This is a genomic window from Tabrizicola piscis (genome assembly GCF_003940805.1).
Lineage (GTDB): Bacteria > Pseudomonadota > Alphaproteobacteria > Rhodobacterales > Rhodobacteraceae > Tabrizicola > Tabrizicola piscis.
In genome coordinates, this window is the sequence record NZ_CP034328.1 from 1,945,006 (window position 1) to 1,969,166 (window position 24,161).

Sequence of the window (24,161 nt, forward strand, 5' to 3'; positions counted from 1 at the left end):
GATACGCGGGTTGATAGGGAAATCAATACAGATATGTCGTTAGTTGATAGACGTAGCCTATCAACGGAACTGCCGCAACGCCTCATCAATCAAGGCTTGCAGGACCGGCGTCTGCGGGTCACGGCGGGCGGCGATCAGGCCGACGGTGTGTTCCGCCTCGGGCTCCACAATGGGAACGGACAGAAGCCGCCCATCCAGAAGGAACATGTCGGCCAACCGCTTTGGCACGATCGACGCCCAGCGCCCGGTCAGCACATGCGCCACAAGGGCGACGGTGGAGTTCGATTCGATCATCGGTGCCGCCACCACCCCGGCGTCCCCCAGATGCTGGTTGACGATCCGCCGGTTCTGCATGTCCGCCGTCAGAAGGCACAAAGGAATGGTCGCAAGATCCGCCCAGCTGACCTGACGCCGACCGGCAAGATCACTGCCCTTGGCGACAAGCAACCGGTAGAATTCGGTGTAAAGCGGCAGTTGTGACACGCGGCCAAGCGGTTCGTTGTCCAGATAGGTGATCCCCGCCTCAAGCTCCAGGCTTTCGATGCCGGTAAGGATTTCCACGCTGGTGCGCGACAGGATCGACACGCGGACATTGGGATGCCGGGCGGTGAAGGGGCCAGTCAGGTCGGCCACCATCGGCAGGGCCGTGGGGATCACCCCAAGCCGCAGGTTGCCAGACAGGCCCGACCGGACCACCCGCATTTCATCCTTCAGCGCACGCACATCGCCGACTATGCCTAGCGCCCTGTCAAGAACGCGCTGGCCTTCGGGGGTCAGGCCCTGAAACCGGCTGCCGCGAAACACCAGCTGAACGCCAAGCTGATCCTCCAGCTGCCGGATGGCGCTGGAGAGGGATGGCTGCGTGACCCCGCACGCCTCGGCCGCGCGGCCAAAATGGCGTTCCCGCGCCAAAGCGATGAACATTTCCAGCTTGTCGATCATGCCTCAACCCTGCCCCGGCGCAGCCCTTGCCCGCAAGCCCCCGAAGGCCTAACTCTGACCCATGAAACGTTTCATCCCTTTCCTGCCAAAACCCGCCTTTGTCCCGGTCATCCGGCTGTCCGGCACCATCGGGTCCGGCCAACGCGGCCTGAACGACGAAGCCCTCGCCCCGCTGATCGAACGTGCCTTTGCGCGCGGTAAGCCGGCGGCGGTGGCGTTACAGATCAACTCACCCGGCGGGTCGGCGGTACAATCGTCGCTGATCGCGGCGCGGATCCGGCGGCTGGCGGTGGAAAAGAAGGTACCCGTCCATGCCTTTGTCGAGGATGTGGCAGCCTCGGGCGGGTATTGGCTGGCCTGTGCGGCAGATGACATCTGGGTCGACCAAAGCTCGATCATCGGGTCGATCGGGGTGATCTTCGCGTCCTTCGGCTTTCCGGAGCTTCTGGCCCGGCAGGGGGTAGAGCGGCGGGTGGTGACGGCGGGGCGGTCGAAAAGCTTCGCCGACCCGTTCCTGCCGCAGAAGCCTGAGGATATTGATCGTCTGAAGGCCCTGCAGACCCCGATCCATCAGGCCTTCATCGCCCATGTAAAGTCCAGCCGGGGCGCGCGGCTGGACCAGACCGCCGACCTGTTCAATGCCGATGTCTGGGTTGGACAGGGGGCGGTGGACCTTGGGCTGGTGGACGGTCTGGGCCATATGGTGCCAAAGCTGAAGGCGCTTTACGGTGACAAGGTGAAGCTGGTGCCCTATGGCCGCAAGCGCAGCCTGTTCCAGCGGTTTGGCCTCGCGATGGTGGACCAGACGCTTGGCGCGGTAGAGGACCGGGCGCTTTGGGCGCGGTACGGGCTTTAGGATGCTGTTCAAGATCATCCTCGTCTTTCTTGGCCTCATGGCGCTGATTGCCCTGATCGGCCGGGCGTTGTTTCCGTCTGCTTTGCCCCGCGTCCTGCGGAAAAACTCCAAAGCCCCTGTCTGCGCCAAATGCGGGCGCTATCTGATCGGCCGCAAGATATGCGACTGCGGGGGCAAGGCAAAATGACGGCATTGGTGACGGGCGCGGGCAAGCGGCTTGGCCGCGCGATGGCGCTGTATCTGGCGGGGCGCGGGCATGACGTGGCGGTGCACTACGCCTCCTCACAGGACGAAGCTGAAACGCTGGCGACCGAGATCCGCGCCTTGGGACGCAAGGCCCAGACCTTCAAGGCCGATCTCCTTGTCGAGGCTGACAGCCAAGCCCTGATCCCCGACGCAACCGCTGCCCTTGGGCCGCTGACCGTGCTGGTCAACAACGCCTCGATCTTCGAATACGACCGGATCGACACGGCGACGCGGGAAAGCTGGGACCGTCACATCGAATCCAACCTGCGCGCGCCCTATGTTCTGACGCAGGCCTTCGCACGCCAGTGCCCGACGGCCACGCCGGACGAAGACGGCGAACTGCTGGCCAAGGGCCTGATCGTCAACATGATCGACCAGCGCATACTGAAGCTGACGCCCGAGTTTTCCAGCTACACCATCGCCAAGATGGGCCTTTGGGCGCTGACCCGGACGGCGGCACAAGGGCTGGCCCCGCATGTCCGCGTCAATGCCATCGGCCCCGGCCCTACCCTGCAGGGTGCACGCCAATCGGCGGATCACTTCGCCCGCCAACGCGCCAGCACGGTTTTGGGGCGCGGGGCGAACCCGGCGGATATCTGCGCAGCGCTTGGGTTTTTTCTGGATAGCCCGGCCGTCACAGGCCAGTTTCTGGCCATCGACGGCGGCCAGCATCTGGCCTGGCAGACGCCCGACGTGCTTGGGGTAGAATAGTCCTTGCCGCCAAGCCGAAGAAAGTTGTCCACTTTTCGCGTGACGTTAACGGAAATGTCATAATTCCCCTGATTTTTCAGGGATTTGCGATGTAGCCGAAAATCTTTCTTGTGAAATCAATGGGTTGGTATTGTGCCCAAAAAACAGGCAACCCAAGGAAGCGGGCCGAAAACAACAGAAAATCCGCGCTCGTGAAATCTTCTCCGCAGACTTATCCCCAGAAAGAGTGGACAGCTTTCCTCTTGCCCCCACCCGTGGTTCATTGCAGCCCCGACACAGAATCGATGCCTGCCCAACATGGATGAAAACCCCAAGACCACCGTGCGCGTCGGACATGACGTGATCCAGGATTATCTCCGCACGCTGGACGGCTCGCCCGGCGTCTACAGGATGCTGAACGCCGCTTCCGAAGTGCTGTATGTGGGCAAGGCGCGCAACCTGAAGGCGCGGGTGTCAAACTATGCCCGCCCCTCGGGCCATTCCGGCCGGATCGCCCGGATGATCCACGAAACCGCCTCGATGATGTTCCTGACCACGCGCACGGAACTTGAGGCGCTGCTTCTCGAACAGAACCTGATCAAGCAGTTGAAGCCGCGCTACAACGTGCTTCTGCGCGACGACAAGTCGTTTCCGAACATCTTGATCTCCAGCGAACACCCCTATCCGCAGATCAAGAAGCACCGCGGCAAGAAGTCCGAAAAGGGCGCCTATTTCGGCCCCTTCGCCAGCGCCGGCGCCGTGAACCGCACGCTGAACCAGCTGCAGAAGGTCTTCCTTCTGCGCAACTGCAGTGACTCCATGTTCGAAAGTCGCACCCGCCCCTGCCTGCAATACCAGATCAAGCGCTGCAGCGCGCCTTGCGTCGAAAAGATCAACCGCGAGGGGTATGCCACCCTTGTCGATGACGCCCAGCGCTTCCTCGAAGGCAAGACCACCTCTGTCCAGGCCGATCTGGCCAAGGCAATGACCGAAGCCAGCGCCGCGATGGAATTCGAACGCGCCGCCGCCCTGCGCGACCGGATCAAGGCGCTGACGCAGGTCCAGCAGACGCAAGGCATCAACCCCCAGGGCGTGGCCGAGGCGGATGTGGTCGCGCTCCATCTGGAGCATGGCCAGGCCTGCGTGCAGGTCTTCTTCATCCGCGCCAACCAAAGCTGGGGCAACCGCGACTTCTACCCCAAGACCGGCGCGGGCGCGGAGGAGCCGGAGATCATGGAGGCCTTCCTCACCCAGTTCTACGATGACAAGGAACCCCCGCGCCTTGTCCTCCTCTCCCACCCGGTGGAAAACCCCGACCTCGTGGCCGAGGCTTTGGCCATCCGCGCCGGTCGCAAGGTGGAACTCGCCGTCCCCCAGCGCGGCGAAAAGGCCGAACTGGTGGAAAACGCCGCAAGGAACGCCCGCGAAAGCCTTGCCCGCCGGATGGCGGAATCGACCACGCAGAACAAGCTGCTGACCGGTCTGGCCGAGGCCTTCGATCTGGACACCCCGCCGCAGCGGATCGAGGTTTACGACAACTCCCACATTCAGGGCACCAATGCCGTGGGCGGGATGATCGTTGCGGGGCCGGAAGGCTTCCTGAAATCGCAATACCGCAAGTACAACATCAAGTCTGATGCCGGGGCCAACTCCGACGACTTCGGCATGATGAAGGAAGTCCTGACCCGCCGCTTCGAACGCCTGTTGAAGGAAGACCCCGAGCGGAAGTCGGACATGTGGCCCGACCTTCTGCTGATCGACGGCGGCGCGGGGCAGGTGTCGGCGGTGGCCGAGATCATGTCCGAACTGGGGGTGGAGGACATCCCGATGGTCGGCGTCGCCAAAGGCATCGACCGCGACGCGGGCAAGGAGGAATTCCACCGCCCCGGCGAACGCCCCTTCGCCCTGCAACGGAACGACCCGGTGCTCTACTTCATCCAGCGCCTGCGGGATGAGGCCCACCGCTGGGCCATCGGCGCCCACCGCGCCAAGCGGGCCAAGGCGGTCAGCCTGACGCCCCTCGACGACATCCCCGGCATCGGAGCCACCCGCAAACGCGCCCTCCTGCAACACTTCGGCAGCGCCAAAGCCGTCGCACGGGCGGGCCTGTCAGACCTGCAGGCCGTGGACGGGATTTCCGAGGCAATGGCGAAGACGATCGCGGACTACTTCTCGGCGAAGGGGTGAATGCGGCAAAATCGTAGGGTGCGCTACAGCGCACCATCGCGGCATGCAGAGAGGCTTCCTCTGCGTTTTAGGGTCCTGTTATATGGGTCGAGAACGATTATATGGGTCGAGAACGAGTTTGCGCTTAGGGAATTGGCAAACCGGTACTGAGTTCTGGTTGTCCCGAATCTCTTCCCATCCAGCCGATCGGGCCAAACATCATTCAACCACCCCAGCACCCCCTCAACCCGCCCCTCCGTCACCGCCTCCTCCGTGATCTCCAGCGTCACCGCCTTCAGCCGCACCCCCTCACCAAACACCGCCGCAAGGCCCTTTGGGTCCACCCTCCGCACCGTCTCGGGCTTGGTGATGTCGTCAAAAGTCACGAGCATAGGGATCAGATCGCCGGACAGCGTCACAGGTTCGGTTTGCCGTGGAATCGCGCGCAGCCACTCTCCGCGCGTCATGCCCTCGAAGCGATCCTTTGCCGCCCGTGCAAACAGCTCCTCGCTGCCACCGATCAGCGCAACGAGATATTTGCCCGGCAGAACCTCGACCACCGTCGCCTCGCCGATCAGGTCATAAGCGACCTCCCTCCCGGTTATGGTTTGGCCGCCTCCATAGAAACTGACGCGCACCTCGATGACCGACGATCCGGTGACCTCACCTGTGGGCGTGTGAATGACGACAGTCAGCTTCTGCCGCCAGCGATGCGTTTCAGGCGCGAAGGTCATCCAGACTATTGCAACAAGTGCAAGAAGAACCGCCGCCAGACCTACAACCACCCGCATCCCGAACCACCCAACCTCAACCGCTCCGCCTCACCCTACCACACCCCCGCCAAGCCGACCCCCTCCGAAACCCCCACCTTTCTCTTCGCCAAATATCCCCGCCGGAGGCATACCCGAGCCTTTTGCGCGTCCTTCACGCGCAAAGGGCGAGACAAAGGGTCTTCGCGCGGCACGCGCTCCTTTTCACAACGGCATCAGCCCGGCGACCCGGATGACGACGATCCCCCTTCCCCCTCTCCCCCCCTTCGTCTACGAATTCCTCATGCGCTGGAACATTCCGAACATCCTGACCGTCATCCGCCTGCTGGCCGCCCCGGGCGTGGCGATCATGTTCCTCTACTTCCACCGCCCCTGGGCCGACTGGTTTGCGCTGGCGCTTTTCGTGGGGGCAGCCATCACCGATTGGTTCGACGGCTACCTTGCCCGGCTCTGGAAGCAGGAATCCAAGTTCGGCGCGATGCTCGACCCCATCGCCGACAAGGCCATGGTGGTGATCGCGCTGATGGTCCTGACCGGCTACAACGGGATGAACCCCTGGCTGATCCTTCCCGCCACCGTCATCCTGTTCCGTGAGGTGTTTGTGGGCGGCCTTCGGGAATTCCTTGGTTCCAAGGCCGGGCTTTTGCAGGTCACCAAGCTGGCAAAGTGGAAGACCACCGCCCAGATGGTTGCCATCGCCGTGTTGTTCCTTGGCACCGGGCTGGACTACCTGAACGTCCTCGCGCTGGAGGGGATGACCCCGGAGCAGCACATCGCGGCCGTCGTTGCCGGTGAGGCTGAGGCGATCCGCACCTGTGGCTCGCGCGACTGTGCGTCCTATGCGAACGTGGTCGGGATCGGGCTATTGTGGCTGGCGGCCTTTCTGACGCTGCTGACGGGGTGGGAGTATTTCTCGAAATCCCTGCCATTTCTGCGGGATGAAAAATGATCGACGTCCTCTACTTCGCCTGGGTGCGGGAACGGATCGGGCTGCCGCGCGAACGGGTGCAGACCTCGGCCGTGACTGTGGCCGGGCTGATCGACGAATTGCGCGCCCGGGAAGACCGCTATGCTGCCGCGTTCGCCGACCTCTCGGCCCTGCGCGTGGCGCTGGATCAGGAGCTGTCGTCCTTTGATGCCCCCCTTGCCGGGGTGCGTGAGGTGGCGTTCTTTCCTCCGATGACCGGGGGCTGAGATGCGCCTGTCGGTCCAGTCCGCGCCCTTTGATCTGGGGGCCGAGACCGCCCGCTTTGCCAGTGGCGTCACCGGGGCCGGGGCGGTGGTGACCTTCACCGGGATCGTCCGCGATGACTCCGGGTCCTTGGCGGCGATGGAGATCGAGCATTATCCCGGCATGACCGAGAAGGCGATTGCCGGGATCGTCGAGGAAGCCTCGGCGCGCTGGCATCTGGCGGATGTGCTGGTGATCCACCGTTTCGGGCGGCTTGGCCCGGGTGAGGCGATCATGATGGTGGCGACGGCGGCGGCGCATCGGGGGGATGCTTTCGCCGCGGCGGAGTTCCTGATGGACTACCTCAAGTCGCGGGCACCCTTCTGGAAGAAAGAGATCGGGGCTGATGGGGCCGAGTGGGTGGCTGCGAAGGAGGCTGACGAGGTGGCCCTGAAGCGGTGGTAGTGTCCCTGCAAGGGACATCCTTCACAGGCAATGATTTCAAGGGCTTGGACAGCCCGATTCACGAACCCTTAACATTTGATCCGAAACGGGACCGCCAGCTGGGCTGCAGATCCCCGGGCTTTGCGCTGGCCATAAAGACCGCGCGGGCAATGGCGCGGGCAAGGCAGGTGGCTGCAGCGTGGCCGATCTGGAAGCTGTCGGTCACTGGGTCGGCCATCGCCCGCGCCCCGGTCGAGGCGCTGAACACAAGGTCACCGTCCAGCAGCGTATGCGACGGCACCAGCGCCCGCGCCATCCCGTCATGCGCGGCGATTGCCATGCGGTGCGCCTGCGCCTTGGTCAGCGCGGCGTCGGTGGCGACGATGGCAATTGTCGTCGCCTCGCCCAGCCGCTTGCGCGGCAGGGGGGCGTCCTCAGGGATCATCGGCGCCGGTCCAAGGCCGCCGAATTCTGCGCCTTCCTCCCATGGGGCGGCCCAGAAGTGGGCGCTTTCCCCCACCGTGGCAGACCCAAGCGCGTTCACGGCCACCAACGCACCCACAGTAATCCCCGACGGCAGGACGGCAGAGGCCGAGCCAAGACCGCCCTTCAGCGTGCCGGTCATTGCCCCAAAGCCAGCGCCTGCCGTGCCGAGGGTGAAGGTGTCACTCGCAGCCTCCAGCGCCGCGCGGCCAAGCGCGGGATAGGGGCTATCCGTCCAATCCTTGTCGCCGCCGTTCAGCAGGTCGAACAAGATTGCGCCCGGCACGATCGGAACCTGTACTGGGCCGACAGCAAAGCCCCGGCCCATGGCGCGCAGGCCCGCCATGATGCCCAAGCCTGCGTCCAGCCCGAAGGCCGAGCCGCCACAGAGGAAGAGCGCATCCACCTCTTGCACCAGCTTGTCCGGGGCCAGAACGTCGGTTTCCCGGGTGCCGGGAGCGCCGCCCATCACATGCACGGCCGCCACGAAGGGGCGGTCGGCGGTCAAGACAGTGACGCCGGAGCGCAGGGCTGCATCCTGTGCGTTGCCGACACGCAGGCCCGGCACATCGGTGATCAGGTTGAGGGGGCCGGAGCGCATCAGATGTGGACCTTGGTCACCGCAGTGGCCGGATCGCCGGTGTTTGGGGTGCCCGCGGGTTCGATCAGAAGAAGGTGGGTTTCAACCACTGCACGGGGGCGGTGCTGCATGCCCTTGGGGACCACGAAAACCTCACCCGGTTTCAGCGTGACGGTGCCATCGGGCAGATCGATCATCAGCTCACCAGAAAGGACCATGAAGAAATCATCAGTGTCGGGGTGGTCGTGCCAGGTAAACTCGCCCAGTACCTTCACGACCATCAGGTCATGACCGTTGAAGGCGCCAACGATGTGGGGCGACCAATGGGCACTGAATTGCGAAAGCTTTTCGGCCAGGTTTATCGGGGTCATGGGAAAGCCTCCGGGCTGCGTAACGCGACGATAAGGCCGGAGGCATCGGAAGCGCAAACGGTGGACAGGGTGTCCGCTCCTCGTTCGACTTCGTCTCCTCGTCGCGAAGGGCGGGCGACGAGTGACGAAGTCATCGAGGAGCACAGGGTCAGAAGTCGAAGATGTCCGACAGGAAACTTTCCTTGCGCTTCTTCTTGTAGCCACGGCGATAGTCATCATCGTCGTCGTCATCGCGGCGGCGGCGGTCGTCATCGCGGTAGCCCTGCGGTGCGCTGCGGGGTTCCGGCTGATAGACGGGGGCGGCCTGACGCTGCATGGGCGGCGGCGGCGGTGCGGCGACGGGTGCCGCAGCCACAGGGGCGCTGCCGCCAAGCGAGCGCTCGATGATCTTGTCAAGCTCACCCCGGTCAAGCCAGACGCCCCGGCACTTGGGGCAATAGTCAATTTCGACCCCGCCGCGATCAGCCATCACAAGCGTTTCATTGTCTACCGGGCAGCGCATCCTGTTCTCCATTCCAATTGCTTGCCGCTTTAGATGGGGTCGCAAAGCGGGGCCGCAAGGGTCGCAAAGGCGCTTGCGCGAAATGCCGCGAAGCCGCAGAAAGGGGGCGAGCCGTGGCGATGGCGTCGCCACAGGGGCTTTTGCCCCGACGCTTGCGGGCTGCCCGCTACCGTCCTGTACGCCGGGACCTTTCGGGGTCCCAGAAGCGCACCCCGTGACGGAGGTCTGACATGCCACTGAACCGACCCGAGATGTACCGTTTCCACAACGGCGAGAAGGCCACCCTGCCCTTTGCCGCCGAGGAATATGCCGACCGGCTGGACGGCCTGCGCGAGATCATGGCGATGCATGATCTGGATGCGGTGGTGCTGACATCCATGCACAACGTCGCCTATTATTCGGGGTTCCTGTACTGCACCTTCGGGCGTCCCTACGCTTGCGTCGTGACCAAGACGGAGTGTGTGACGATCTCTGCGGGCATTGACGCGGGCCAGCCCTGGCGGCGCAGCATTGGCGACAACATCACCTATACCGACTGGACGCGTGACAATTTCTGGCGCGCGGTGGCGTCTGTGACCGGGACGGGCAAGGCGGTGGGCTGTGAGGCCGACCATCTGACGATGGACCGGGCCGAGAAGTTCAACACCTTCCTCAAGCCCAAGCGCGGGGTGGATGTGGCCCCGGCCACGATGCACCAACGGATGACGAAATCCCCCGCCGAGATTGCGCTGATCAAGCATGGGGCGAATGTGGCCGACGTCGGCGGCTATGCGATCCGCGAGGCGATCAAGGTGGGTGCGACGGAACTTGAGGTGTCCATCGCCGGGCGGGACGCGATGGAGCGCGAGATTGCCAAGCGCTTCCCGGATGCCGAGTATCGCGATACCTGGGTGTGGTTCCAGTCCGGCCTGAACACCGATGGCGCGCATAACCCGGTGACGAACCGCAAGCTGCAGCATGGGGATATCCTGAGCCTCAACTGCTTTCCGATGATTTCCGGCTATTACACCGCGCTGGAGCGGACGCTGTTTGTCGGAGAGGTGGACGATGCCAGCATGAAGGTCTGGCAGACCAACATCGACAGCCATGAATTCGGGATGAAGCTGCTGCGGCCGGGGGCGTCCTGCGCCGAGATCACCATGAAGATCAACGCCTTCCTGGCGGAGCGGCAGATGCTGCAGTACCGGACCTTCGGCTATGGCCACAGCTTCGGCATCCTGTCGCACTACTATGGCCGCGAGGCGGCGCTGGAGCTGCGCGAGGATATCGACACGGTGCTGGAACCCGGGATGGTGATCAGCATGGAGCCGATGCTGACGATCCCCGAGGGGATGCCGGGGGCGGGGGGATATCGGGAGCATGACATCTTCGTCGTGACCGAAGATGAGCCGGAGGATATCACGCATTACCCCTATGGGCCTGCGTTCAACGTGGTGGGATAGGGGTTCGGGCCGGGGAAAACCCCCGGCCCCGACACTCAGGCGCGTTTGATCAGGCGGATCAGGAACAGAAGGATCACGGCGCCGATCGTGGCTGCGATGATCGCGCCAAGGATGCCGCCGCCAAGGCTGATGCCAAGGCTGGGCAAAAGCAGGCTTGCGACAAAGGCACCGACGATGCCGACGATGATGTTGCCAAGCAGGCCGTAGCCGTAGCCCTTGACGATCTGGCCAGCCAGCCAGCCTGCGACCGCGCCGATGATCAGCGTGATGATAAGTGCTTCAATGCCCATGGAAGTTCCTTTTTTGCCGCTTCCAGAATGGAGCGATGCAAGACAACGCACAGAATCGTGAGCGGTTCCGCCTGCGCGGGATGTTTCTGGTGTGGCGGACCAGACCCGATTCTGGGGACCGATTCTGGAGCTATGCGCCAGCGGTCAGGCCAAAGCACCATGCCTGTGGTGAATCCGGGGGGATTCGTCACCCAAGTGCCGAAACCTGCGGAAAGATTCGACAATCTTAACGGTTTAGACTTGACGCAGACCCATGCGCGTGGCGCAAGCTGCGGCCAACTGCCACAAGAAATTGAGTCTGCCAAGTGTCCCAATCCCTTGCCCGGATCTTCGCGATCCTTGCCCTGCCATTGCTTGCCGCCTGCGCGGGAAGCCCACGCACCGACGACGCCCCGGCCGCCGTGCCAGGCTATGAGGGTATCCAGGACGGTGAGTTTTTCATCGAGCCGGTGCCGGAGCGGTTCTTGGCCGGGGGCAACCAGAAGCAAGAGGTGGCCTTTGCGGGTGACGAGGCGCCGGGAACGGTTGTCGTCGATACCTTTGCGCGCAAGCTGTACTTCGTGATGGAGGGTGGCCGCGCGATGAGCTATCCGATCGCCGTAGGGCGTGAGGGGCTGTCGTTCCGGGGTACCGGCGTGGTTGGGCGCAAGGCGGAATGGCCGTCGTGGCAGCCGACCGCCAACATGATCCGCACCCGGCCTGACCTTTATGCCGCCTATGCCGGCGGCTTGCCCGGTGGTCTGCAGAACCCGCTTGGTGCGCGCGCGCTGTATCTGTACCGCGGTGGACGCGACACGATGTTCCGCATTCATGGCACGTCCGACGCCGCATCAGTCGGCTATGCCACCAGCGCGGGCTGCATCCGGCTGTTCAACCAGGATGCCATCGACCTTTACAACCGCGTGCCGAACGGCGCCCGCGTGAAGGTGCGGACCGAGGCGGAAAGCCTTGCCGCCGAAGGGCCGCAGATGGAAGACGCCTATGGCCGCGTGGTTCCGGCAACGCCCGAGAACATGACGAAGAAGGAAAAGGACCTGGTCCTGATCGCCCGTCAGGCCGAAAAGGACCGTGCCGCCGCCGAAAAGGCCGACCGGAAGCGCCTTGCCGCCTGCAAACGCCGCGGGATCACCCCGGACGATTGCCCCGGCCCGGAACTGCCCGATGCGGTGGTGACGGTCGGAACGTCGGACACCTCTACGAACGGATGACGTAGTCTTTCAGGGTGGTTTCGATCACCTCCCACACGCCTTCAAAGCCGGGGCGGATGATGTAGCTGTCCCCCGCCCGCAGGTGGGTGACACTGCCATCTGTGCCCGTCAGGACCGAATGGCCGGAGTGGATGTAGACATATTCCCATTCGGCATAGGACACGCGCCAGGCACCGGGGGTGGATTGCCAAAGGCCGGCGTAAAGGCCGCCCGCATCCTCAAGATTCCAGGTGCTGTGGACGGGGTCACCCTTCAAGACCTTCGCGGGATCGGGGCGGGTAACTTCGGGCGGGGTTCCGTCACGGGTGACGCGTTGCAACAGCTGCATGATGTGTCCTTTCGCTGGGCGCATTGGGGCGGGTCGCGGGGCCGCCGTCAAGGCTTGGCCTGACGCTGCGCTGCGGCGCAAATTTGTTGCGGTGGCAGGGCGCATGTGCCCATATGGCGGGCAGATTGCGAACGGCCCAAGGAGATATCTGATGAGTGCGACCTCGCCCGTGCGCCCGGTGCTGCCGCCAGATATCCGTGCCCGCAAGGGGGGCGTGCCGCTGGTGGTGCTGACCGCCTATTCCACGCCCGTGGCCCGGCTGGTTGATGCGCATTGCGATGTGGTGCTGGTCGGGGATTCGGTGGGGATGGTGATCCATGGCCTGCCATCAACGCTGGGCGTGACGATGGAGATGATGATCCTGCATGGCCGCGCCGTGGTGCGCGGGGCGGCCAAGGCGATGCCGGTGATCGACATGCCCTTCGGCAGCTATGAGGAATCGCCAGAACAGGCCTTTCGCAACGCCAGCCGCCTGATGGCGGAAACCGGCGCCCCGTCGGTCAAGCTTGAGGGCGGGGTGCATATGGCGGAGACGATTGCCTTTCTGACGGCGCGGGGCGTGCCGGTGATGGCGCATGTCGGGCTGACGCCGCAGGCGGTGAACACGCTGGGTGGCTACAAGGTGGTGGGCCGGGATGCCGAGGCCGCCAAGGTGATGGCCGACGCCAAGGCGGTGGAGGCGGCAGGGGCGTTTTCGGTGGTGCTGGAAAAGGTGCCGATGGGGCTTGCCGGCAACATCACCAAGGCGCTGACGATCCCGACCATCGGGATCGGCGCGGGCAAGGATTGTGACGGGCAAGTGCTGGTGGTCGATGACATGCTGGGGCTGTTCACCGACTTTCGCCCCAAGTTCGTCAAGCGCTATGCCGAATTGGGCAAGACCGCGGATGATGCGATTGCCGCCTATGCCGCCGAGGTGCGGTCGGGCACGTTCCCGGCGGAGGAGCATTCCTTTCCCGACGCCCTGCCCCCATCCAAAGCGGTGAAATCTTGACGCCGATCCTGCGGACCGTTGCCGATCTGCGCGCTCTGGCCCGCGGCTGGCGGGCAGCGGGCGAGGTGATCGGCGTGGTCCCGACGATGGGGGCGCTGCACGACGGGCATCTGTCGCTGGCCCGCCGGGCGCGCGCGGAATGTGACCGGGTGATCACCACGATCTTCGTGAACCCCAAGCAGTTCAACAACCCGGAAGACCTGAAGAAATATCCCCGCAGCGAGGAAGCGGATGCCGCCTTGCTTGCGACAGTCCCGGTCGATGCGATCTTCGCGCCGCCGGTGGAGGAGGTCTATCCTGAAGGCTTCATCACCAACGTCACGATGCAGGGCGTGGCGCAACCTTTGGAAGGCTACATGCGGCCGGGCCATTTTGACGGCGTGGCGACGGTTGTGACCAAGTTGTTTGGCATGACCCTGGCCGACAAGGGTTACTTCGGCCAGAAGGACTGGCAGCAGTTGCAGGTCGTCCTGCGTCTGGTGCGCGACCTGAACGTCCCGGTCGAGGTTGTGGGCTGCGAAACGATCCGCGAGACGGACGGGCTGGCGATGAGCTCCCGCAACGTGCGGCTGACCACCGAGGGCCGCGCCAAGGCGCCGATCCTTTACGCGGCGATCACGGCGGCGGCGACAGATATTCGCGCAGGCCACGCCGACCGCATGGCCATCCGCGAGGCGGCCGAAACCATGCGCAAGGCGGGGTTCGAGCGGGTGGAATACATCGAGTTGCGCGATGCCGAGACGCTGATGCCCTCGGACGACCCCCGCCGCCCGCGCCGGATGCTCGCCGCCGCCTGGATCGACGGTGTGCGGCTGATCGACAACATCCCGGTGTGACGGGCGGTTTTTAAAAGGAGCGCTGCCGCGCATGCCTTTTGTCTCGTCGTCGGGCTTCGCCTCCTCCTCGGCTGACGAGGGGCGCCGCCCCTCGAGCTCCCCGGGATATTTGTCGAAGAGAAAGCCGACAATCCGCACTTGGCGAGGGGGGAAACATGCTGCAAGACTTGGGCCGCTGGATATGACGAAAAACTGGCGCCGGGATGATGTAATTCTTTGTTACATCACTAAGTGATAGAAACGCTATTCAACGGAGGGCGCGATGGCCGATTTCGAGACGCAGATCAAGGAAAGTCAGGCTCAGGTCGCTGAGGCGCAGGCGAAGATCAGTGCCATTACCGGCCGGATCGAGGCGGCGCGGTCGAAGCTGGATCAGGGCATCACGCTGGACGTGGAAAACGCCACGCTGGAGGATGTGCACAAGCACACCGACCTGATGAACGCGAATATCGCGGAACTGATCATGGGTCTGGACGATGTGACGGCAGGCTTTTCGGCCGAGTTCGCCGAGATGCGGTCGAAGACGGGGATGGAAAGCTTTATCGGCATCTTCTCCAACGCCAAGGCGGAATCCATGCGGCAGGAGCGGATGCGGTCAGCCTCCGTGGATGACAAGCTGCAGGACCTGATCGCGAAGTCGGACGTGATCGTGAAGCTGTTGCAGGGGCAGTTGGACCTTCTGAACACCCAGAAGACACGGGTGGAGACCAACCTTGCCGGCACCCTGACCGAACGCGAGGAAACCGTCTTTGCGCTGGAGGCGGTGCGGACGGAAGTCGCCGCACTTGATCCCAAGATCATCGAGTTGGAAAACAAGATCGCGGTCGAACAGGACGCGGCGGCGCGGACGAAGCTGGAAACGGAACTGGCGACGCTGAACGCCAAGTACAACGCTCTGGTGCAGGACGAACAGGTGAAGCTGGCCAAGTCCCAGACGCTGGAGCGCTATATCGAGAAGGGCAAGACCTGGGTCGACAGCCTGCAGAACCAGGCGGCGACGCAGTTGGTGCTGATCAACAAGCTGCAGACGGATACCAAGCAGCGGGTTGTCCTTTATGACGCGCTGACCTCGTCGTTGAAAACCGCCCAGCAGCAGGACGTGGCGCACCGCATCAACGAGATTGGCGTCAAGACCGACCAGGAGGCGCAGACTGCGATGGCGGCGATTGGCGCTGCGACCAATGACAAGATGGCCGACATGCTGGAGAAGCATGAGGACCACATGGTCTTTGCCCGCCAGATTCTGGAGCAGAAAGCAAAGGCGGATGAACGCTTTGCGCGCCGGTTCGCGGCGATTGTCGAGAAGCACGACAAGAACGCGTATGGGGAGTGATCGGTTGCCGGTTCGGCGGGGCTAGTGGCGATGGCCATCAACCGACGTTTTCTCGCCAGGAGCGCGCTCCAAGGTGTAGTCTGGGCGGCCGCGTGGAGGTTCTTTGTCGCCGCGTTCAGCGTGGCGGTGATGAACTTCATTCTGAACGCTCTGATGCCCGAGATTGCGCTTTTCACCGACGCCGCCACCTCGGTTGCGCTGCTGTGGATTCTGCTACGGTTCGCATGCCCTACCTTGATCCGGCTACATCGCCACTATTGGCGGGTGGTCGACCTTTCCGTTCCGGCAGAGCCGAGCCTGGCAATGGCGATTGTATTGGAGCAATGGTCCAATCTGCGCCATGACCTGACGCTGCCTTGGAGGGCCATCCGTGGCTGACCCCACCATCAAAGACGTCCTCACCTCGGACCATTCCGAGCTTTACGACACGCTGACGGCGCGGCGGTACTTTGCCAAGTTCGTCAAGATCGGCGGCTATCTTGGCCGGGTTGCGGCGGAGATGGAGACCGAGGGGCGACTGAGCCGGACCGAGGCGCGGGTGTTGGGGGGGTACCTCAAGGCGGTGGCAGCGACGTTTCAGGCGCTGTCCCACAAGTATCTGATGACCGGGCGGGACGATGGCGCGACGCGGCTGACAATCGACCGGCACGAAAGCGGCTTTCCGGTCGCGCAAGAGCTGATGACCATGGCCGTCGATGCCCAGCAGGCCGAGCGGCATCTGGCGGGGATGCCGTCGGAGGCGGAGCTCAAGGACCGGATGGTGCGGCAGATTGTCGGCGACCTGACGATCCCGACCACGCTGCAATTCGCATTGGCGCAGCGCTACTACTATGAGGCGCTGCAGGCGGGCGGCATCTTCTGGGCGCGGAACGACCCGGACGCGCAGTGGATCGAGAACATCGGTGAGCGGCGGCATTTTCTGGTGCATTGGGCGGTCTGGGACACGCAGGTCAACCTGCCGGTGGTCTATCTGATGGACCTGGAGGATTCTGGCCGAAAGCCATTGCCAAGCGACGTGTTCCGCTGGCCACAGGTACAGGCAGCGCTGATGGCGCAGGCGATTGGCGGGCTGAAGCTTTTGACCATCGCCACGGGGTTCGACAAGGACTTTGCCGACCTGCACCCTAAACGGCTACGGCGCATCACGCTGGGTCCGATGTATTCGGCCAGCTTCACGCTGCAATCCGGGCCGATTTCCAAGGTTCTGGAAGGCGCCAAGGCCCCTGAGGGTCAGGATTGGGCTTTGGTCTGGACGGTCGAGGATCTGCTGGCTGAACGGGAAGAGCCGGTGAAGGACGGCTGGTTCTCCTCCTCGCAGCGGCAGGTTTACAAGCTGGACCCGGTGGCTGGGGCCGAACTGGGGGCCACGCGGCAGGACCGGATGATCATCTTGCCCGAGCGGCCCTATCAGGTGCTGGTGGAGCAGGACCCCAAGGGATTGCGGGGGTTGCGGAAATTTGTCGTGGGGGACGGGGGGCGGTTGATCCCGACGTTGTGATCGGCGGCAGCCCCCGGGGCGCTGCCCCGGACCCCGGAGTATTTGGAAAAGAGCAACTTGAGCAGATTTGCTTCTTTCCAAATACTCCCGCGCGGCGCGCGAACGGTTTGGATGGCATTTGGAGGGTTCGATGAGCACGCGCGACACGATGGAACTGAAGGAAGAGACGATCCGCGCGCAATATGAGGCGGCGCTGGGGATGGTCCTTGGGTTCGATCATGCGCCGCGGCTGGCGAAGCCTTTGGTCGAGGCGATTCAGGCCGAGCGGTCCTCGGGCATCGGCGCGCGGCCCCGGTTCCGGTCGACCGTGCCGGGGATGGCGGCGCGGTCCACGGCGCGGCCCGGGGGCGTGCGGCTGGCGGAGCGGGTGGAGGGTCTGGGCGACGGGCTGGTGACCCCGGTGCAGGCGGCGGTGCTGAATGCGCTGCGGCGGTCCTTGGCGATTGCGCTGGCAATGGGTGAGACGTTCTCGGCCCAGTCGGGGCTGGCGGAGTTGAAGCGGGCGAACCTTGAGGGGCGGGTGCCGGAGCCCAAGCGCGGGGAGTTCGGGGAGTTGCTGGCCGGTGAGGCGCTGGTGGTGCTGTTCACCTTCGGCAATGCGCTGGCCTATCTGATCGCGCCACATGTCGGGTCTTCCACCGTTGAGCTGGGCGAGGTGGAGGAGGTGCTGACGGATAATGCCCCGCTGGCGTTGCAGGGGGCCTTGTGGGAGCTGGATCAGGACATCGGGGCGCTGGCAACGGATGATGTGAAGCTGGTGGCGGTGGTGTCGGCCTTCGCCGAGGCGCTGATGAAGAAAGTGCAGATCCGGGCCGAGAATGGGGCGCGGACGTCGGTGTTCACGGCTGGGTCGTGGAAGGTGGAGGCGGATGGGCTGACGCTTTCAGGCTTCAAGCCGGCCAAGGCGGCGAAGGGCGGCGTGATCGCCATGGCCTTCAAGAAGCCGCATGAGGTGGTGGGGAACCACATCGCGAAGTATCAGAGCCTGCGCTTGTCGAAGATGCTGATGGCCTATGACTTCGAACGCCGGCTGAACCCATTTGCGGAGCTTGGCGGGTTCATCTTCACCTTCATGGGGGATGGGAAACCGGGGACGGGCAAGACCACGCTGATCCAGATGATGGCGGGGCTTCTGAACGATTATTGCAAGGTGGCGGGCTATCCGTTCCGCTACCAGAACTTCAGCATCGACCAGATCGACAGCTATCAGGGCAAGTCGGGGCAGAATGCCAAGGCGTTCATTGATGCGGTGCTGGATCCCTCGGTCATTGGGTTCGGGACCATCGACGACATCGACCAGGTGGCGGGCAAGCGGGGGGACCGGCAGTCCAGCGCGGGCCAGCAGGAGGTGACGGCGGTCTTCATGCAGGCCTTTGCGGGGGCCGGAACGGTGGTGCGGGGGAACTGCACGTTTGGGATGTTCTCCAACTACCCGGAGAATGTGGACGACGCCCTGCGCCAGCGGGCAGGAGCGCGGTTTCTGGTGGATGGGCCACAGACGAAGGAGGATTACATTGATATTTTGAGCCTTCTGCTGGGCAAGAACCATGCGATCCCGGTTGGGGAGCATGAGTTGTTCGCCGCGCAGGAGATCAAGAAGGCTGTGGCGGCCAGCTTTGAGGGGCATTCAAAGCCGCATGAGGCGGGGCTTTTGACGGTGTGGGAGAAGGTGGCGAAGGACATCGGGCCGCTCGACACCATTGCCAAGATCGGGGCCTATCTGAAGGCGATCCAGACGGCGGATGAGCGGTTCACAGGGCGGGCGATCAAGAACATCACCGATGCGGTGAAGGTCCGGGCGATGGACTTTGAACTGCCGGATGAGTGGATGGAGGAGCCGGACCTGTTCCTCTTCAAGCCCTATGACGAGAAGCTGGCGATGATCCGCGGGCTGATGACCCCGATCTCGGTGGAGATGGTGATCCAGGAGATCAACCGCTACGCCGACAGCGAGTTCCGCTATGCGGACAAGTCGGACGAGGTGGCGATTCAGGGCATGGTGCGGGATTTTGGGCGGCAGGAAGAGGCGAAGCGGCGGTATCTGGAGGGGAAGGGGTGAGCTATGGGAGCGGTTCTGCACAACCCTTTGGTTTTCGTGGCTGACTTCATCCTGCCCTTGGTGGTGGCATTGCTGCTCTGTCTGCGCTGGGGGCCGAACCGCGGGATCGTTTTCGCGGTGATCCCGGCGCTTGTCGGGGTCTTTGTACTGTTCTTCTTTCAGGTCAGTCCGGGGGTCAATCCTGATGGGTCTGGCCGGGTTGCCTCGGCCTTTGGCTACATGACCAGCGAGAGCATCATGTGGATCGCCAGTTTCCTGGTCGGAGCCGCGCTTGGGTCTGTGATCTGGAAGCTGCGGCGGTCGGGGGGGAAGGGGTGAGCAACCATCTGACGCTGGACCTCTGGAACTCTGTCCTGCCGCTCGTCTTGCTTTGCGCGGTGGTGGTTGTCTTGCCCGGCTGGTTCACTGGCAAGAACAACCTGTCGCACCGCACGCTGGCGTTCGCGGCCCTCAAGACAGCGGTCGTGGCCTATGCGGTGGGCGCGCTGATGATGGCGGCACTTTATGCGTCAATCAACGAAGGGGTATACGAGCAGGTCCTGCGTAACCCGATTGAGCGGGTGGGGTTCTTCCTGGGCCGCTCGGCGCTGTTCGCGCTGCTGTGGGGGCCTTTGTTGGGGTTCGTCTGGCTGGTGAAGGCGCAGGAAATGAATCGCCGGTTGGGGATGAAGATGGTGGATGGTGAATGATTGGAGAAACCGTCGGTGTAATTGCATTGCTTGGCGGACCCGTGCTTGGCGGGATCATTTGGGCGCGCATGGTCAAGGCGGTGATGCTAGACTCGGGATGGTCTATAGTGCGCTCATATTTTCTGGGAGCGGTAGTTTCATTGGTTGTCCCCTTCGCCTTGGTGTCTGCAATGGCGTCTGGAGCTAACAGAGGCAGTGGAGCCTCCGGACTACTGTACTTATCGTCCTACATTTGCGCGTTTCTTGCCCTCATTGCCTTTATCTTCACATTTGCAGCCATCACGGGTGACAAAAGCAATGAAGAATAGGGGATGTGTCGCTGTTATCGATCTTGTCGTTCAAGAGGTTAAGCTCAGCGACCGGGGAGTGGCTAAGGCTGCGGACACACTGTGGGAAACCTCATGAAACCCCTCATCCACCACGGCCACATGTCCACCAACCTGATCGTGGGCTCCTCCCCAGCCCCCCACCCCCAGCCCCTCCCCACGAGGGGGAGGGGAGGCGCTTCTTCGGTTGGGGTGGGTGCTGGTCGTTGGCGGCTTAGCGCTCCCTCCCCCTTGTGGGGAGGGTTGGGGTGGGGGGACTTGGCCATGGGGCGCAAGGCATGACTGGCATCCATCCCATCACCCGCGCCAAGGCCCGCAAGCTGCGCCATGAGATGACGCCAGAGGAGCGGAAAGTCTGGGTGAAGTTGCGGGAATATAACCGGATGCTGGGGCTGCATTTCCGGCGGCAAGCGCCCATCGGGCCGTTCATTGCCGATTTCGCTGATCTGGGGCGGCGGGTGGTAGTTGAGATTGACGGCGGTGGGCATGGTGGGCCTCGGGACGTGGCGCGGGATGAGTGGTTGGCCTTGCAGGGGTTTCGAGTGCTGAGGTTCTGGAATCCGGAGGTTTCGGGGAATATCGACGGGGTGATGCAGGTGATCTTCGACGCGGTTGACGGCGAGTCCTTAGCTGAGGGCGTGCCCCCCACCCCCTTCCCACGAGGGGGAGCGAAGGCGCTTGGGGATGGCGTCGGCGACAAGCATCTCGTCGATCCGACTATTGCTGGTGCCCCCCCACCCCATCCCTCCCCCACGAGGGGGGAGGGAGGTTCCTATCCTTTGACGTTGTGCGGGACGGCTGAACCCGGAGCCTCCCCTCCCCCTCGTGGGGAGGGGATGGGGGTGGGGGGCACCCGGCTGGAAGGTAACGCGCCATGAAACGCCTCATCCAACGCGGCCTCATGTTCGGCAACCTGATCGAGGTGTCCTCCCCGGCCCTTGTCGAACGCTACAACCGCGCGCTCAAGCATCTTACCGGCAAGACGACGAAGCTGGACGATTTCCACATCGACCTGTCCGGCTATTCGCCCGAGATTGGTGACGAACTCAACGACGACCTTTACCTCAACCCCAACGGGGCGAACCGGCAATTTATCCTCCTGACCACGGCGCAGAAGGATGCGCCTTTGCTCAACATCAAGTTCTCCACCAGCCGGGGGATCCTGACGCAGTTCATCGAGACCAACGAGGCGCAGCTTTTTGCCCTGACCGCGCGGGATGCGGTGGCGGGGGAGCTGCAGAACTCGGTCTATTCGGTGGACACGCCGGCCAAGCTGTTCGACATCAGGCAAGTGACGGTCGAGGCGGATACGATCGGCGGGCATGTGGCGGATGCGGGGAAGCTGGCCAAGCTGATCGACCGCTTCCGGCAGGAGCCCGACGGCTGGCGCGACGATGTGCTGGTGGCCGAGATGATCGGGCTGGCGAAAAAGACCGGCGATGTGACGCGGGTGCCGATCAGCCTGCCTGCGATGACGTTCGAGCAGCAGAACTTCTGGACCAGCCATTTCGGCGGGGTCTACATCTTCCGGGATGTGCGGTTCCCGGCGGCAATATCCTCATTGGACTGGCGCAGTCTGGGCACGGTGCCGGTGCCGCAGGTGATGGACCTCAGCTTGCGCAACCAGATTGCCGACTGGCTGGAACGGAACCAGCTGGCCGAACCCATCGTGCAGGCGCGGGGGATGGATGCGGCGGCGGTGCTGCGGCAGAAGATGGACTTCATCCTGATTGATGCGGCGGACCGGCTGGGGATCGAGGTGGGCGACGCGCGGCGGACGGAATTGCGCAAGGTGGCCTACAGGCTTGGCTCCGCCCTGCCGGAGGAGTTTCTGGGGCTGGCGGCCTTGCTGCGCTGGGTGGAGGCCGGGGGGCCCTGGCCGAAGATCAACAGCGAACACCCGGCGTATTTCTATACGCTGCGGGGCAAGGCGGGGAAGGACCGCGATCTGGTGAACATGCTGCTGGCGGAACTGGCGCCAATGGATGTGCGGCAGATGTACATCGTGCACAAGGAGCTGTTTTACGCGCAATATGCGACGTGGAGCGAACGCAAGAAAACCTATGTCGCGGATTTTCTGGCGCGGGAGTATCAGGTGGACCGCGAAGGTGCCCGCACGGCGCTGTTCGGGGCGGAACCTGGGATGGATGAGCAGCAGCGGCCGGAAATGGCGGCCGGGCCAAAGCCGACCCGTACGCCAGGGCGCGGCCCGGTCTCGGGACCATGGGGAGGAAGACGCTAATGGGCTGGCTGCGACTTGCCTTTGTCATGTATGTGGCGCTGACGATCATCTACTTCCTGACCAGCATCTATTCGCGGTCCGTCCGGCGCGAGAAGCTGGAAAAGGGCTGGGACACTGACCCCTCGAAAGAGGGCATTCCGCCGGCCGAGCGGACAGCCTTTATCGAGGCCGGGATGCAGGCCTATGACAAGGGGCTGAAAAAGCGCCTGCTATGGCTTATCTATGTGGTTCCGACCATCGGCTTTCTGACCACGATCTACTTTATCAACTGGCACTGAAGGGACCTGCCCATGTGGACCAAGATCAAATGGGGCCTGCGCATTCTGGCGGTCCTGATTGTGGGGTTGTTCCTGCACTACACCCTGCCGCAGCGTGACATCGTCCGGGTGGTCGACACCGGCAACCGGATCACGCAGATCGGGGCGAACTGGATCTTCTACTCGATCGAAGATACCGGCACCGGGGCCGAGACCAGCACGACCCGCGACATCCGCTTTATCGACGCCGTTTTCGAAGATGATTCCACGGTGATGGTTTACCGCAACGAGGATACCGGCTGGTTCTGGCCGCCCTACTTCAAGTGGGACAGCAGCACCCTGCAGGCCGAGGCTACGAACCTGCGGTCCACCCGCGACGCGCCGAAATGGGTGGCGATCACCCATTACGGCTGGCGGATTCCCTTGCTTTCGGCCTTTCCCAACGCGGTCAAGATCACTCCGGTCGAGGGGCCGGATGTCACGCTGATCCCTTGGGTCAATATCCTGCTGTTGACCTTCATTGCTTTCCTGGTGGTCATGGCCCGGCGCATGTGGCTGCAGTTCCGCGAGCGGATGGTCGATCCGACGCTGGCGGATGTGGGCGAGACGTTCGACGCCGTGGGCGACCGGGCCGAGGCCGCCCGGAAAGAGGCGCGGGGGTTCTTTGGGCGGATCGGGGCCTGGATGAACACCTGGCGCGCGAAGAAGTAACGGGCTGCTCGTCGAAGCACTTCGTGCACTCCTCGCTGATTTAGCGAAGAGCGCCGAAGGCACGCGATGAGCGGCCTGGAGGAGATGACCGTGAAGGCGTTGAAATCTGTTGCAGCCTTGGACGACTTTGGCCGGACCCGCCTGTCGAAGTCTTTCTTCATGCGCGATTTTCTATACAGCGAGATCGCCAACCTGCATGGAATCCCGAATATCCCAGACGACCCAGAGCTTGCCATTGCCGCAGGCACCCGCCTGTGCACCGAGCTTTTGGAGCCGCTGCAGGACGTGTTCGGACGCATCTCTATCCGGTCGGCCTATAGAAGCCCGGCCGTCAACGGCTTTGGGTGCGAGCAGCAGAAGGCTGGAAAGACCGGGTATTCCTGCGCCTCGAACGAAGCCAACTATGCTGGCCACATCTGGGACCGCCGCGACGCCGAGGGCCGCATGGGAGCGACCGCCTGCATTGTGATTCCTTCTTTCGCCGACCGCTACGAGGCTGGTGCCGACTGGCGAGAGATGGCCTGGTGGATCCACGACCATTTGCCATACTCGGCCATGTACTTCTTTCCCAAACGCGCAGCCTTCAACCTGACCTGGCGTGAAGAGCCGGCGCGGGTGATATCAAGCTATATCAATCCGAAGGGTTGCTTGACCAAACCCGGCATGGCCAACCATTCCGGCAGCCATGCGGAGTGGTACGCAGGGCTGGTTGCTTCCCTGCGCTAAG

General features: G+C 63.4%; 28 protein-coding genes and 1 pseudogene. 22 read left to right on the forward strand and 7 right to left on the reverse strand.

Annotation, left to right across the window (positions count from 1 at the left end):
- Nucleotides 1-60: 60 nt before the first annotated feature.
- Nucleotides 61-942: a LysR family transcriptional regulator gene (locus tag EI545_RS09465; protein ID WP_125325245.1), complete on the reverse strand. Its 882-nt coding sequence runs from the start codon at nt 940-942 to the stop codon at nt 61-63.
- Nucleotides 943-1,003: 61 nt separating this feature from the next.
- Here EI545_RS09465 and EI545_RS09470 point away from each other — a divergent pair, with 61 nt between their 5' ends.
- The 4 genes from EI545_RS09470 to uvrC all read left to right on the forward strand — a co-directional run bounded on the left by EI545_RS09470 (nt 1,004) and on the right by uvrC (nt 4,921).
- Nucleotides 1,004-1,798: a S49 family peptidase gene (locus EI545_RS09470; protein WP_125325246.1), complete on the forward strand. Its 795-nt coding sequence runs from the start codon at nt 1,004-1,006 to the stop codon at nt 1,796-1,798.
- A 1-nt stretch (nt 1,799) separates the two neighbouring features.
- On the forward strand, nt 1,800-1,985 hold the full coding sequence (locus EI545_RS09475) for a hypothetical protein (protein WP_125325247.1): 186 nt from the start codon (nt 1,800-1,802) through the stop codon (nt 1,983-1,985).
- Complete coding sequence (locus EI545_RS09480; RefSeq protein ID WP_125325248.1) at nt 1,982-2,755, forward strand: SDR family oxidoreductase; 774 nt, start codon at nt 1,982-1,984, stop codon at nt 2,753-2,755. Before EI545_RS09475 ends, EI545_RS09480 begins: the two co-directional genes overlap by 4 nt.
- Before the next feature lie 297 nt (nt 2,756-3,052).
- The gene (gene uvrC, locus EI545_RS09485; protein ID WP_125325249.1) at nt 3,053-4,921 is read left to right on the forward strand and encodes an excinuclease ABC subunit UvrC; all 1,869 of its coding nucleotides are present in this window, start codon (nt 3,053-3,055) and stop codon (nt 4,919-4,921) included.
- A 23-nt stretch (nt 4,922-4,944) separates the two neighbouring features.
- Here the strand turns inward: uvrC and EI545_RS09490 are convergent, their stop codons facing one another.
- The gene (locus tag EI545_RS09490) at nt 4,945-5,634 is read right to left on the reverse strand and encodes a hypothetical protein (protein WP_125325250.1); all 690 of its coding nucleotides are present in this window, start codon (nt 5,632-5,634) and stop codon (nt 4,945-4,947) included.
- Between the two features lie 319 nt (nt 5,635-5,953).
- Between EI545_RS09490 and pgsA the strand changes: the two genes are divergently transcribed.
- The 3 genes from pgsA to EI545_RS09505 are packed head-to-tail and all read left to right on the forward strand — an operon-like array spanning nt 5,954 to nt 7,306.
- Complete coding sequence (gene pgsA, locus EI545_RS09495; RefSeq protein WP_125327346.1) at nt 5,954-6,619, forward strand: CDP-diacylglycerol--glycerol-3-phosphate 3-phosphatidyltransferase; 666 nt, start codon at nt 5,954-5,956, stop codon at nt 6,617-6,619.
- Nucleotides 6,616-6,864 (forward strand): molybdopterin converting factor subunit 1, encoded by a 249-nt coding sequence (gene moaD, locus EI545_RS09500; RefSeq protein ID WP_125325251.1) that lies wholly within the window; start codon nt 6,616-6,618, stop codon nt 6,862-6,864. The genes pgsA and moaD overlap by 4 nt, the downstream gene beginning before the upstream one ends.
- A 1-nt stretch (nt 6,865) precedes the next feature.
- Nucleotides 6,866-7,306: a molybdenum cofactor biosynthesis protein MoaE gene (locus tag EI545_RS09505; RefSeq protein WP_125325252.1), complete on the forward strand. Its 441-nt coding sequence runs from the start codon at nt 6,866-6,868 to the stop codon at nt 7,304-7,306.
- A gap of 58 nt (nt 7,307-7,364) precedes the next feature.
- On the opposite strand, the gene EI545_RS09510 is transcribed toward EI545_RS09505, so the two are convergent.
- The 3 genes from EI545_RS09510 to EI545_RS09520 form a co-directional block, all read right to left on the reverse strand.
- Nucleotides 7,365-8,369: a P1 family peptidase gene (locus tag EI545_RS09510; protein WP_125325253.1), complete on the reverse strand. Its 1,005-nt coding sequence runs from the start codon at nt 8,367-8,369 to the stop codon at nt 7,365-7,367.
- Complete coding sequence (locus EI545_RS09515; RefSeq protein ID WP_125325254.1) at nt 8,369-8,719, reverse strand: cupin domain-containing protein; 351 nt, start codon at nt 8,717-8,719, stop codon at nt 8,369-8,371. Before EI545_RS09515 ends, EI545_RS09510 begins: the two co-directional genes overlap by 1 nt.
- Nucleotides 8,720-8,867: 148 nt before the next feature.
- Complete coding sequence (locus EI545_RS09520) at nt 8,868-9,221, reverse strand: TFIIB-type zinc ribbon-containing protein (protein ID WP_125325255.1); 354 nt, start codon at nt 9,219-9,221, stop codon at nt 8,868-8,870.
- A gap of 236 nt (nt 9,222-9,457) precedes the next feature.
- Here EI545_RS09520 and EI545_RS09525 point away from each other — a divergent pair, with 236 nt between their 5' ends.
- Entirely contained in the window at nt 9,458-10,663 is a 1,206-nt protein-coding gene (locus EI545_RS09525; RefSeq protein WP_125327348.1) for an aminopeptidase P family protein, read from the forward strand.
- 35 nt (nt 10,664-10,698) lie between these two features.
- On the opposite strand, the gene EI545_RS09530 is transcribed toward EI545_RS09525, so the two are convergent.
- A complete protein-coding gene (locus EI545_RS09530; RefSeq protein ID WP_125325256.1) occupies nt 10,699-10,953 on the reverse strand; it encodes a GlsB/YeaQ/YmgE family stress response membrane protein in 255 nt (84 codons plus the stop codon).
- A 305-nt stretch (nt 10,954-11,258) separates the two neighbouring features.
- On the opposite strand from EI545_RS09530, the pseudogene EI545_RS09535 reads away from it, so the two are divergent.
- Nucleotides 11,259-11,993 (forward strand): annotated as a pseudogene (locus EI545_RS09535) (L,D-transpeptidase); the annotation flags it as partial.
- 154 nt (nt 11,994-12,147) lie between these two features.
- On the opposite strand, the gene EI545_RS09540 reads toward EI545_RS09535, so the two are convergent.
- Nucleotides 12,148-12,489, reverse strand: a complete 342-nt coding sequence (locus tag EI545_RS09540; protein ID WP_125325258.1) for a cupin domain-containing protein — start codon at nt 12,487-12,489, stop codon at nt 12,148-12,150.
- 151 nt (nt 12,490-12,640) lie between these two features.
- On the opposite strand from EI545_RS09540, the gene panB reads away from it, so the two are divergent.
- From panB to EI545_RS09605, 13 genes are all read left to right on the forward strand, one after another.
- The gene (panB, locus tag EI545_RS09545; protein WP_125325259.1) at nt 12,641-13,483 is read left to right on the forward strand and encodes a 3-methyl-2-oxobutanoate hydroxymethyltransferase; all 843 of its coding nucleotides are present in this window, start codon (nt 12,641-12,643) and stop codon (nt 13,481-13,483) included.
- A complete protein-coding gene (gene panC, locus EI545_RS09550; protein ID WP_125325260.1) occupies nt 13,480-14,319 on the forward strand; it encodes a pantoate--beta-alanine ligase in 840 nt (279 codons plus the stop codon). Before panB ends, panC begins: the two co-directional genes overlap by 4 nt.
- 262 nt (nt 14,320-14,581) lie before the next feature.
- Nucleotides 14,582-15,652, forward strand: coding sequence for a coiled-coil domain-containing protein (locus tag EI545_RS09555; protein ID WP_125325261.1), 1,071 nt, complete (start codon nt 14,582-14,584; stop codon nt 15,650-15,652).
- 30 nt (nt 15,653-15,682) lie between these two features.
- Nucleotides 15,683-16,030, forward strand: a complete 348-nt coding sequence (locus EI545_RS09560) for a hypothetical protein (RefSeq protein ID WP_125325262.1) — start codon at nt 15,683-15,685, stop codon at nt 16,028-16,030.
- Complete coding sequence (locus EI545_RS09565; RefSeq protein ID WP_245990351.1) at nt 16,023-17,150, forward strand: hypothetical protein; 1,128 nt, start codon at nt 16,023-16,025, stop codon at nt 17,148-17,150. The genes EI545_RS09560 and EI545_RS09565 overlap by 8 nt, the downstream gene beginning before the upstream one ends.
- Nucleotides 17,151-17,280: 130 nt before the next feature.
- Nucleotides 17,281-19,209 (forward strand): AAA family ATPase, encoded by a 1,929-nt coding sequence (locus EI545_RS09570; protein WP_125325263.1) that lies wholly within the window; start codon nt 17,281-17,283, stop codon nt 19,207-19,209.
- Between the two features lie 3 nt (nt 19,210-19,212).
- The gene (locus EI545_RS09575; protein ID WP_125325264.1) at nt 19,213-19,527 is read left to right on the forward strand and encodes a hypothetical protein; all 315 of its coding nucleotides are present in this window, start codon (nt 19,213-19,215) and stop codon (nt 19,525-19,527) included.
- Nucleotides 19,524-19,898 (forward strand): hypothetical protein, encoded by a 375-nt coding sequence (locus EI545_RS09580; RefSeq protein WP_125325265.1) that lies wholly within the window; start codon nt 19,524-19,526, stop codon nt 19,896-19,898. The genes EI545_RS09575 and EI545_RS09580 overlap by 4 nt, the downstream gene beginning before the upstream one ends.
- 604 nt (nt 19,899-20,502) lie before the next feature.
- Nucleotides 20,503-21,102 carry an endonuclease domain-containing protein gene (locus tag EI545_RS09585; RefSeq protein WP_125325266.1) on the forward strand — a complete coding sequence of 200 codons (600 nt, stop codon included), beginning with the start codon at nt 20,503-20,505 and terminating at the stop codon, nt 21,100-21,102.
- Nucleotides 21,099-22,466, forward strand: a complete 1,368-nt coding sequence (locus tag EI545_RS09590) for a DUF6638 family protein (RefSeq protein ID WP_125325267.1) — start codon at nt 21,099-21,101, stop codon at nt 22,464-22,466. The genes EI545_RS09585 and EI545_RS09590 overlap by 4 nt, the downstream gene beginning before the upstream one ends.
- The gene (locus EI545_RS09595) at nt 22,466-22,744 is read left to right on the forward strand and encodes a hypothetical protein (protein WP_245990352.1); all 279 of its coding nucleotides are present in this window, start codon (nt 22,466-22,468) and stop codon (nt 22,742-22,744) included. The genes EI545_RS09590 and EI545_RS09595 overlap by 1 nt, the downstream gene beginning before the upstream one ends.
- A 12-nt stretch (nt 22,745-22,756) precedes the next feature.
- Entirely contained in the window at nt 22,757-23,434 is a 678-nt protein-coding gene (locus EI545_RS09600; protein ID WP_174258172.1) for a DUF1523 family protein, read from the forward strand.
- Nucleotides 23,435-23,500: 66 nt separating this feature from the next.
- Nucleotides 23,501-24,160 (forward strand): hypothetical protein, encoded by a 660-nt coding sequence (locus tag EI545_RS09605; protein ID WP_216842507.1) that lies wholly within the window; start codon nt 23,501-23,503, stop codon nt 24,158-24,160.
- The last annotated feature ends 1 nt before the right edge of the window (nt 24,161 follow it).

What these genes read in the sequence shown, in the direction of transcription:
- EI545_RS09465 (WP_125325245.1), bottom strand. Translation starts at nt 942, where the DNA reads ATGATCGACAAGCTGGAAATGTTCATCGCTTTGGCGCGGGAACGCCAT.
- EI545_RS09470 (WP_125325246.1), top strand. Translation starts at nt 1,004, where the DNA reads ATGAAACGTTTCATCCCTTTCCTGCCAAAACCCGCCTTTGTCCCGGTC.
- EI545_RS09475 (WP_125325247.1), top strand. Translation starts at nt 1,800, where the DNA reads ATGCTGTTCAAGATCATCCTCGTCTTTCTTGGCCTCATGGCGCTGATT.
- EI545_RS09480 (WP_125325248.1), top strand. Translation starts at nt 1,982, where the DNA reads ATGACGGCATTGGTGACGGGCGCGGGCAAGCGGCTTGGCCGCGCGATG.
- uvrC (WP_125325249.1), top strand. Translation starts at nt 3,053, where the DNA reads ATGGATGAAAACCCCAAGACCACCGTGCGCGTCGGACATGACGTGATC.
- EI545_RS09490 (WP_125325250.1), bottom strand. Translation starts at nt 5,634, where the DNA reads ATGACCTTCGCGCCTGAAACGCATCGCTGGCGGCAGAAGCTGACTGTC.
- pgsA (WP_125327346.1), top strand. Translation starts at nt 5,954, where the DNA reads ATGCGCTGGAACATTCCGAACATCCTGACCGTCATCCGCCTGCTGGCC.
- moaD (WP_125325251.1), top strand. Translation starts at nt 6,616, where the DNA reads ATGATCGACGTCCTCTACTTCGCCTGGGTGCGGGAACGGATCGGGCTG.
- EI545_RS09505 (WP_125325252.1), top strand. Translation starts at nt 6,866, where the DNA reads ATGCGCCTGTCGGTCCAGTCCGCGCCCTTTGATCTGGGGGCCGAGACC.
- EI545_RS09510 (WP_125325253.1), bottom strand. Translation starts at nt 8,369, where the DNA reads ATGCGCTCCGGCCCCCTCAACCTGATCACCGATGTGCCGGGCCTGCGT.
- EI545_RS09515 (WP_125325254.1), bottom strand. Translation starts at nt 8,719, where the DNA reads ATGACCCCGATAAACCTGGCCGAAAAGCTTTCGCAATTCAGTGCCCAT.
- EI545_RS09520 (WP_125325255.1), bottom strand. Translation starts at nt 9,221, where the DNA reads ATGCGCTGCCCGGTAGACAATGAAACGCTTGTGATGGCTGATCGCGGC.
- EI545_RS09530 (WP_125325256.1), bottom strand. Translation starts at nt 10,953, where the DNA reads ATGGGCATTGAAGCACTTATCATCACGCTGATCATCGGCGCGGTCGCA.
- EI545_RS09540 (WP_125325258.1), bottom strand. Translation starts at nt 12,489, where the DNA reads ATGCAGCTGTTGCAACGCGTCACCCGTGACGGAACCCCGCCCGAAGTT.
- panB (WP_125325259.1), top strand. Translation starts at nt 12,641, where the DNA reads ATGAGTGCGACCTCGCCCGTGCGCCCGGTGCTGCCGCCAGATATCCGT.
- EI545_RS09555 (WP_125325261.1), top strand. Translation starts at nt 14,582, where the DNA reads ATGGCCGATTTCGAGACGCAGATCAAGGAAAGTCAGGCTCAGGTCGCT.
- EI545_RS09560 (WP_125325262.1), top strand. Translation starts at nt 15,683, where the DNA reads ATGGCCATCAACCGACGTTTTCTCGCCAGGAGCGCGCTCCAAGGTGTA.
- EI545_RS09570 (WP_125325263.1), top strand. Translation starts at nt 17,281, where the DNA reads ATGAGCACGCGCGACACGATGGAACTGAAGGAAGAGACGATCCGCGCG.
- EI545_RS09575 (WP_125325264.1), top strand. Translation starts at nt 19,213, where the DNA reads ATGGGAGCGGTTCTGCACAACCCTTTGGTTTTCGTGGCTGACTTCATC.
- EI545_RS09585 (WP_125325266.1), top strand. Translation starts at nt 20,503, where the DNA reads ATGACTGGCATCCATCCCATCACCCGCGCCAAGGCCCGCAAGCTGCGC.
- EI545_RS09590 (WP_125325267.1), top strand. Translation starts at nt 21,099, where the DNA reads ATGAAACGCCTCATCCAACGCGGCCTCATGTTCGGCAACCTGATCGAG.
- EI545_RS09595 (WP_245990352.1), top strand. Translation starts at nt 22,466, where the DNA reads ATGGGCTGGCTGCGACTTGCCTTTGTCATGTATGTGGCGCTGACGATC.
- EI545_RS09600 (WP_174258172.1), top strand. Translation starts at nt 22,757, where the DNA reads ATGTGGACCAAGATCAAATGGGGCCTGCGCATTCTGGCGGTCCTGATT.
- EI545_RS09605 (WP_216842507.1), top strand. Translation starts at nt 23,501, where the DNA reads ATGAGCGGCCTGGAGGAGATGACCGTGAAGGCGTTGAAATCTGTTGCA.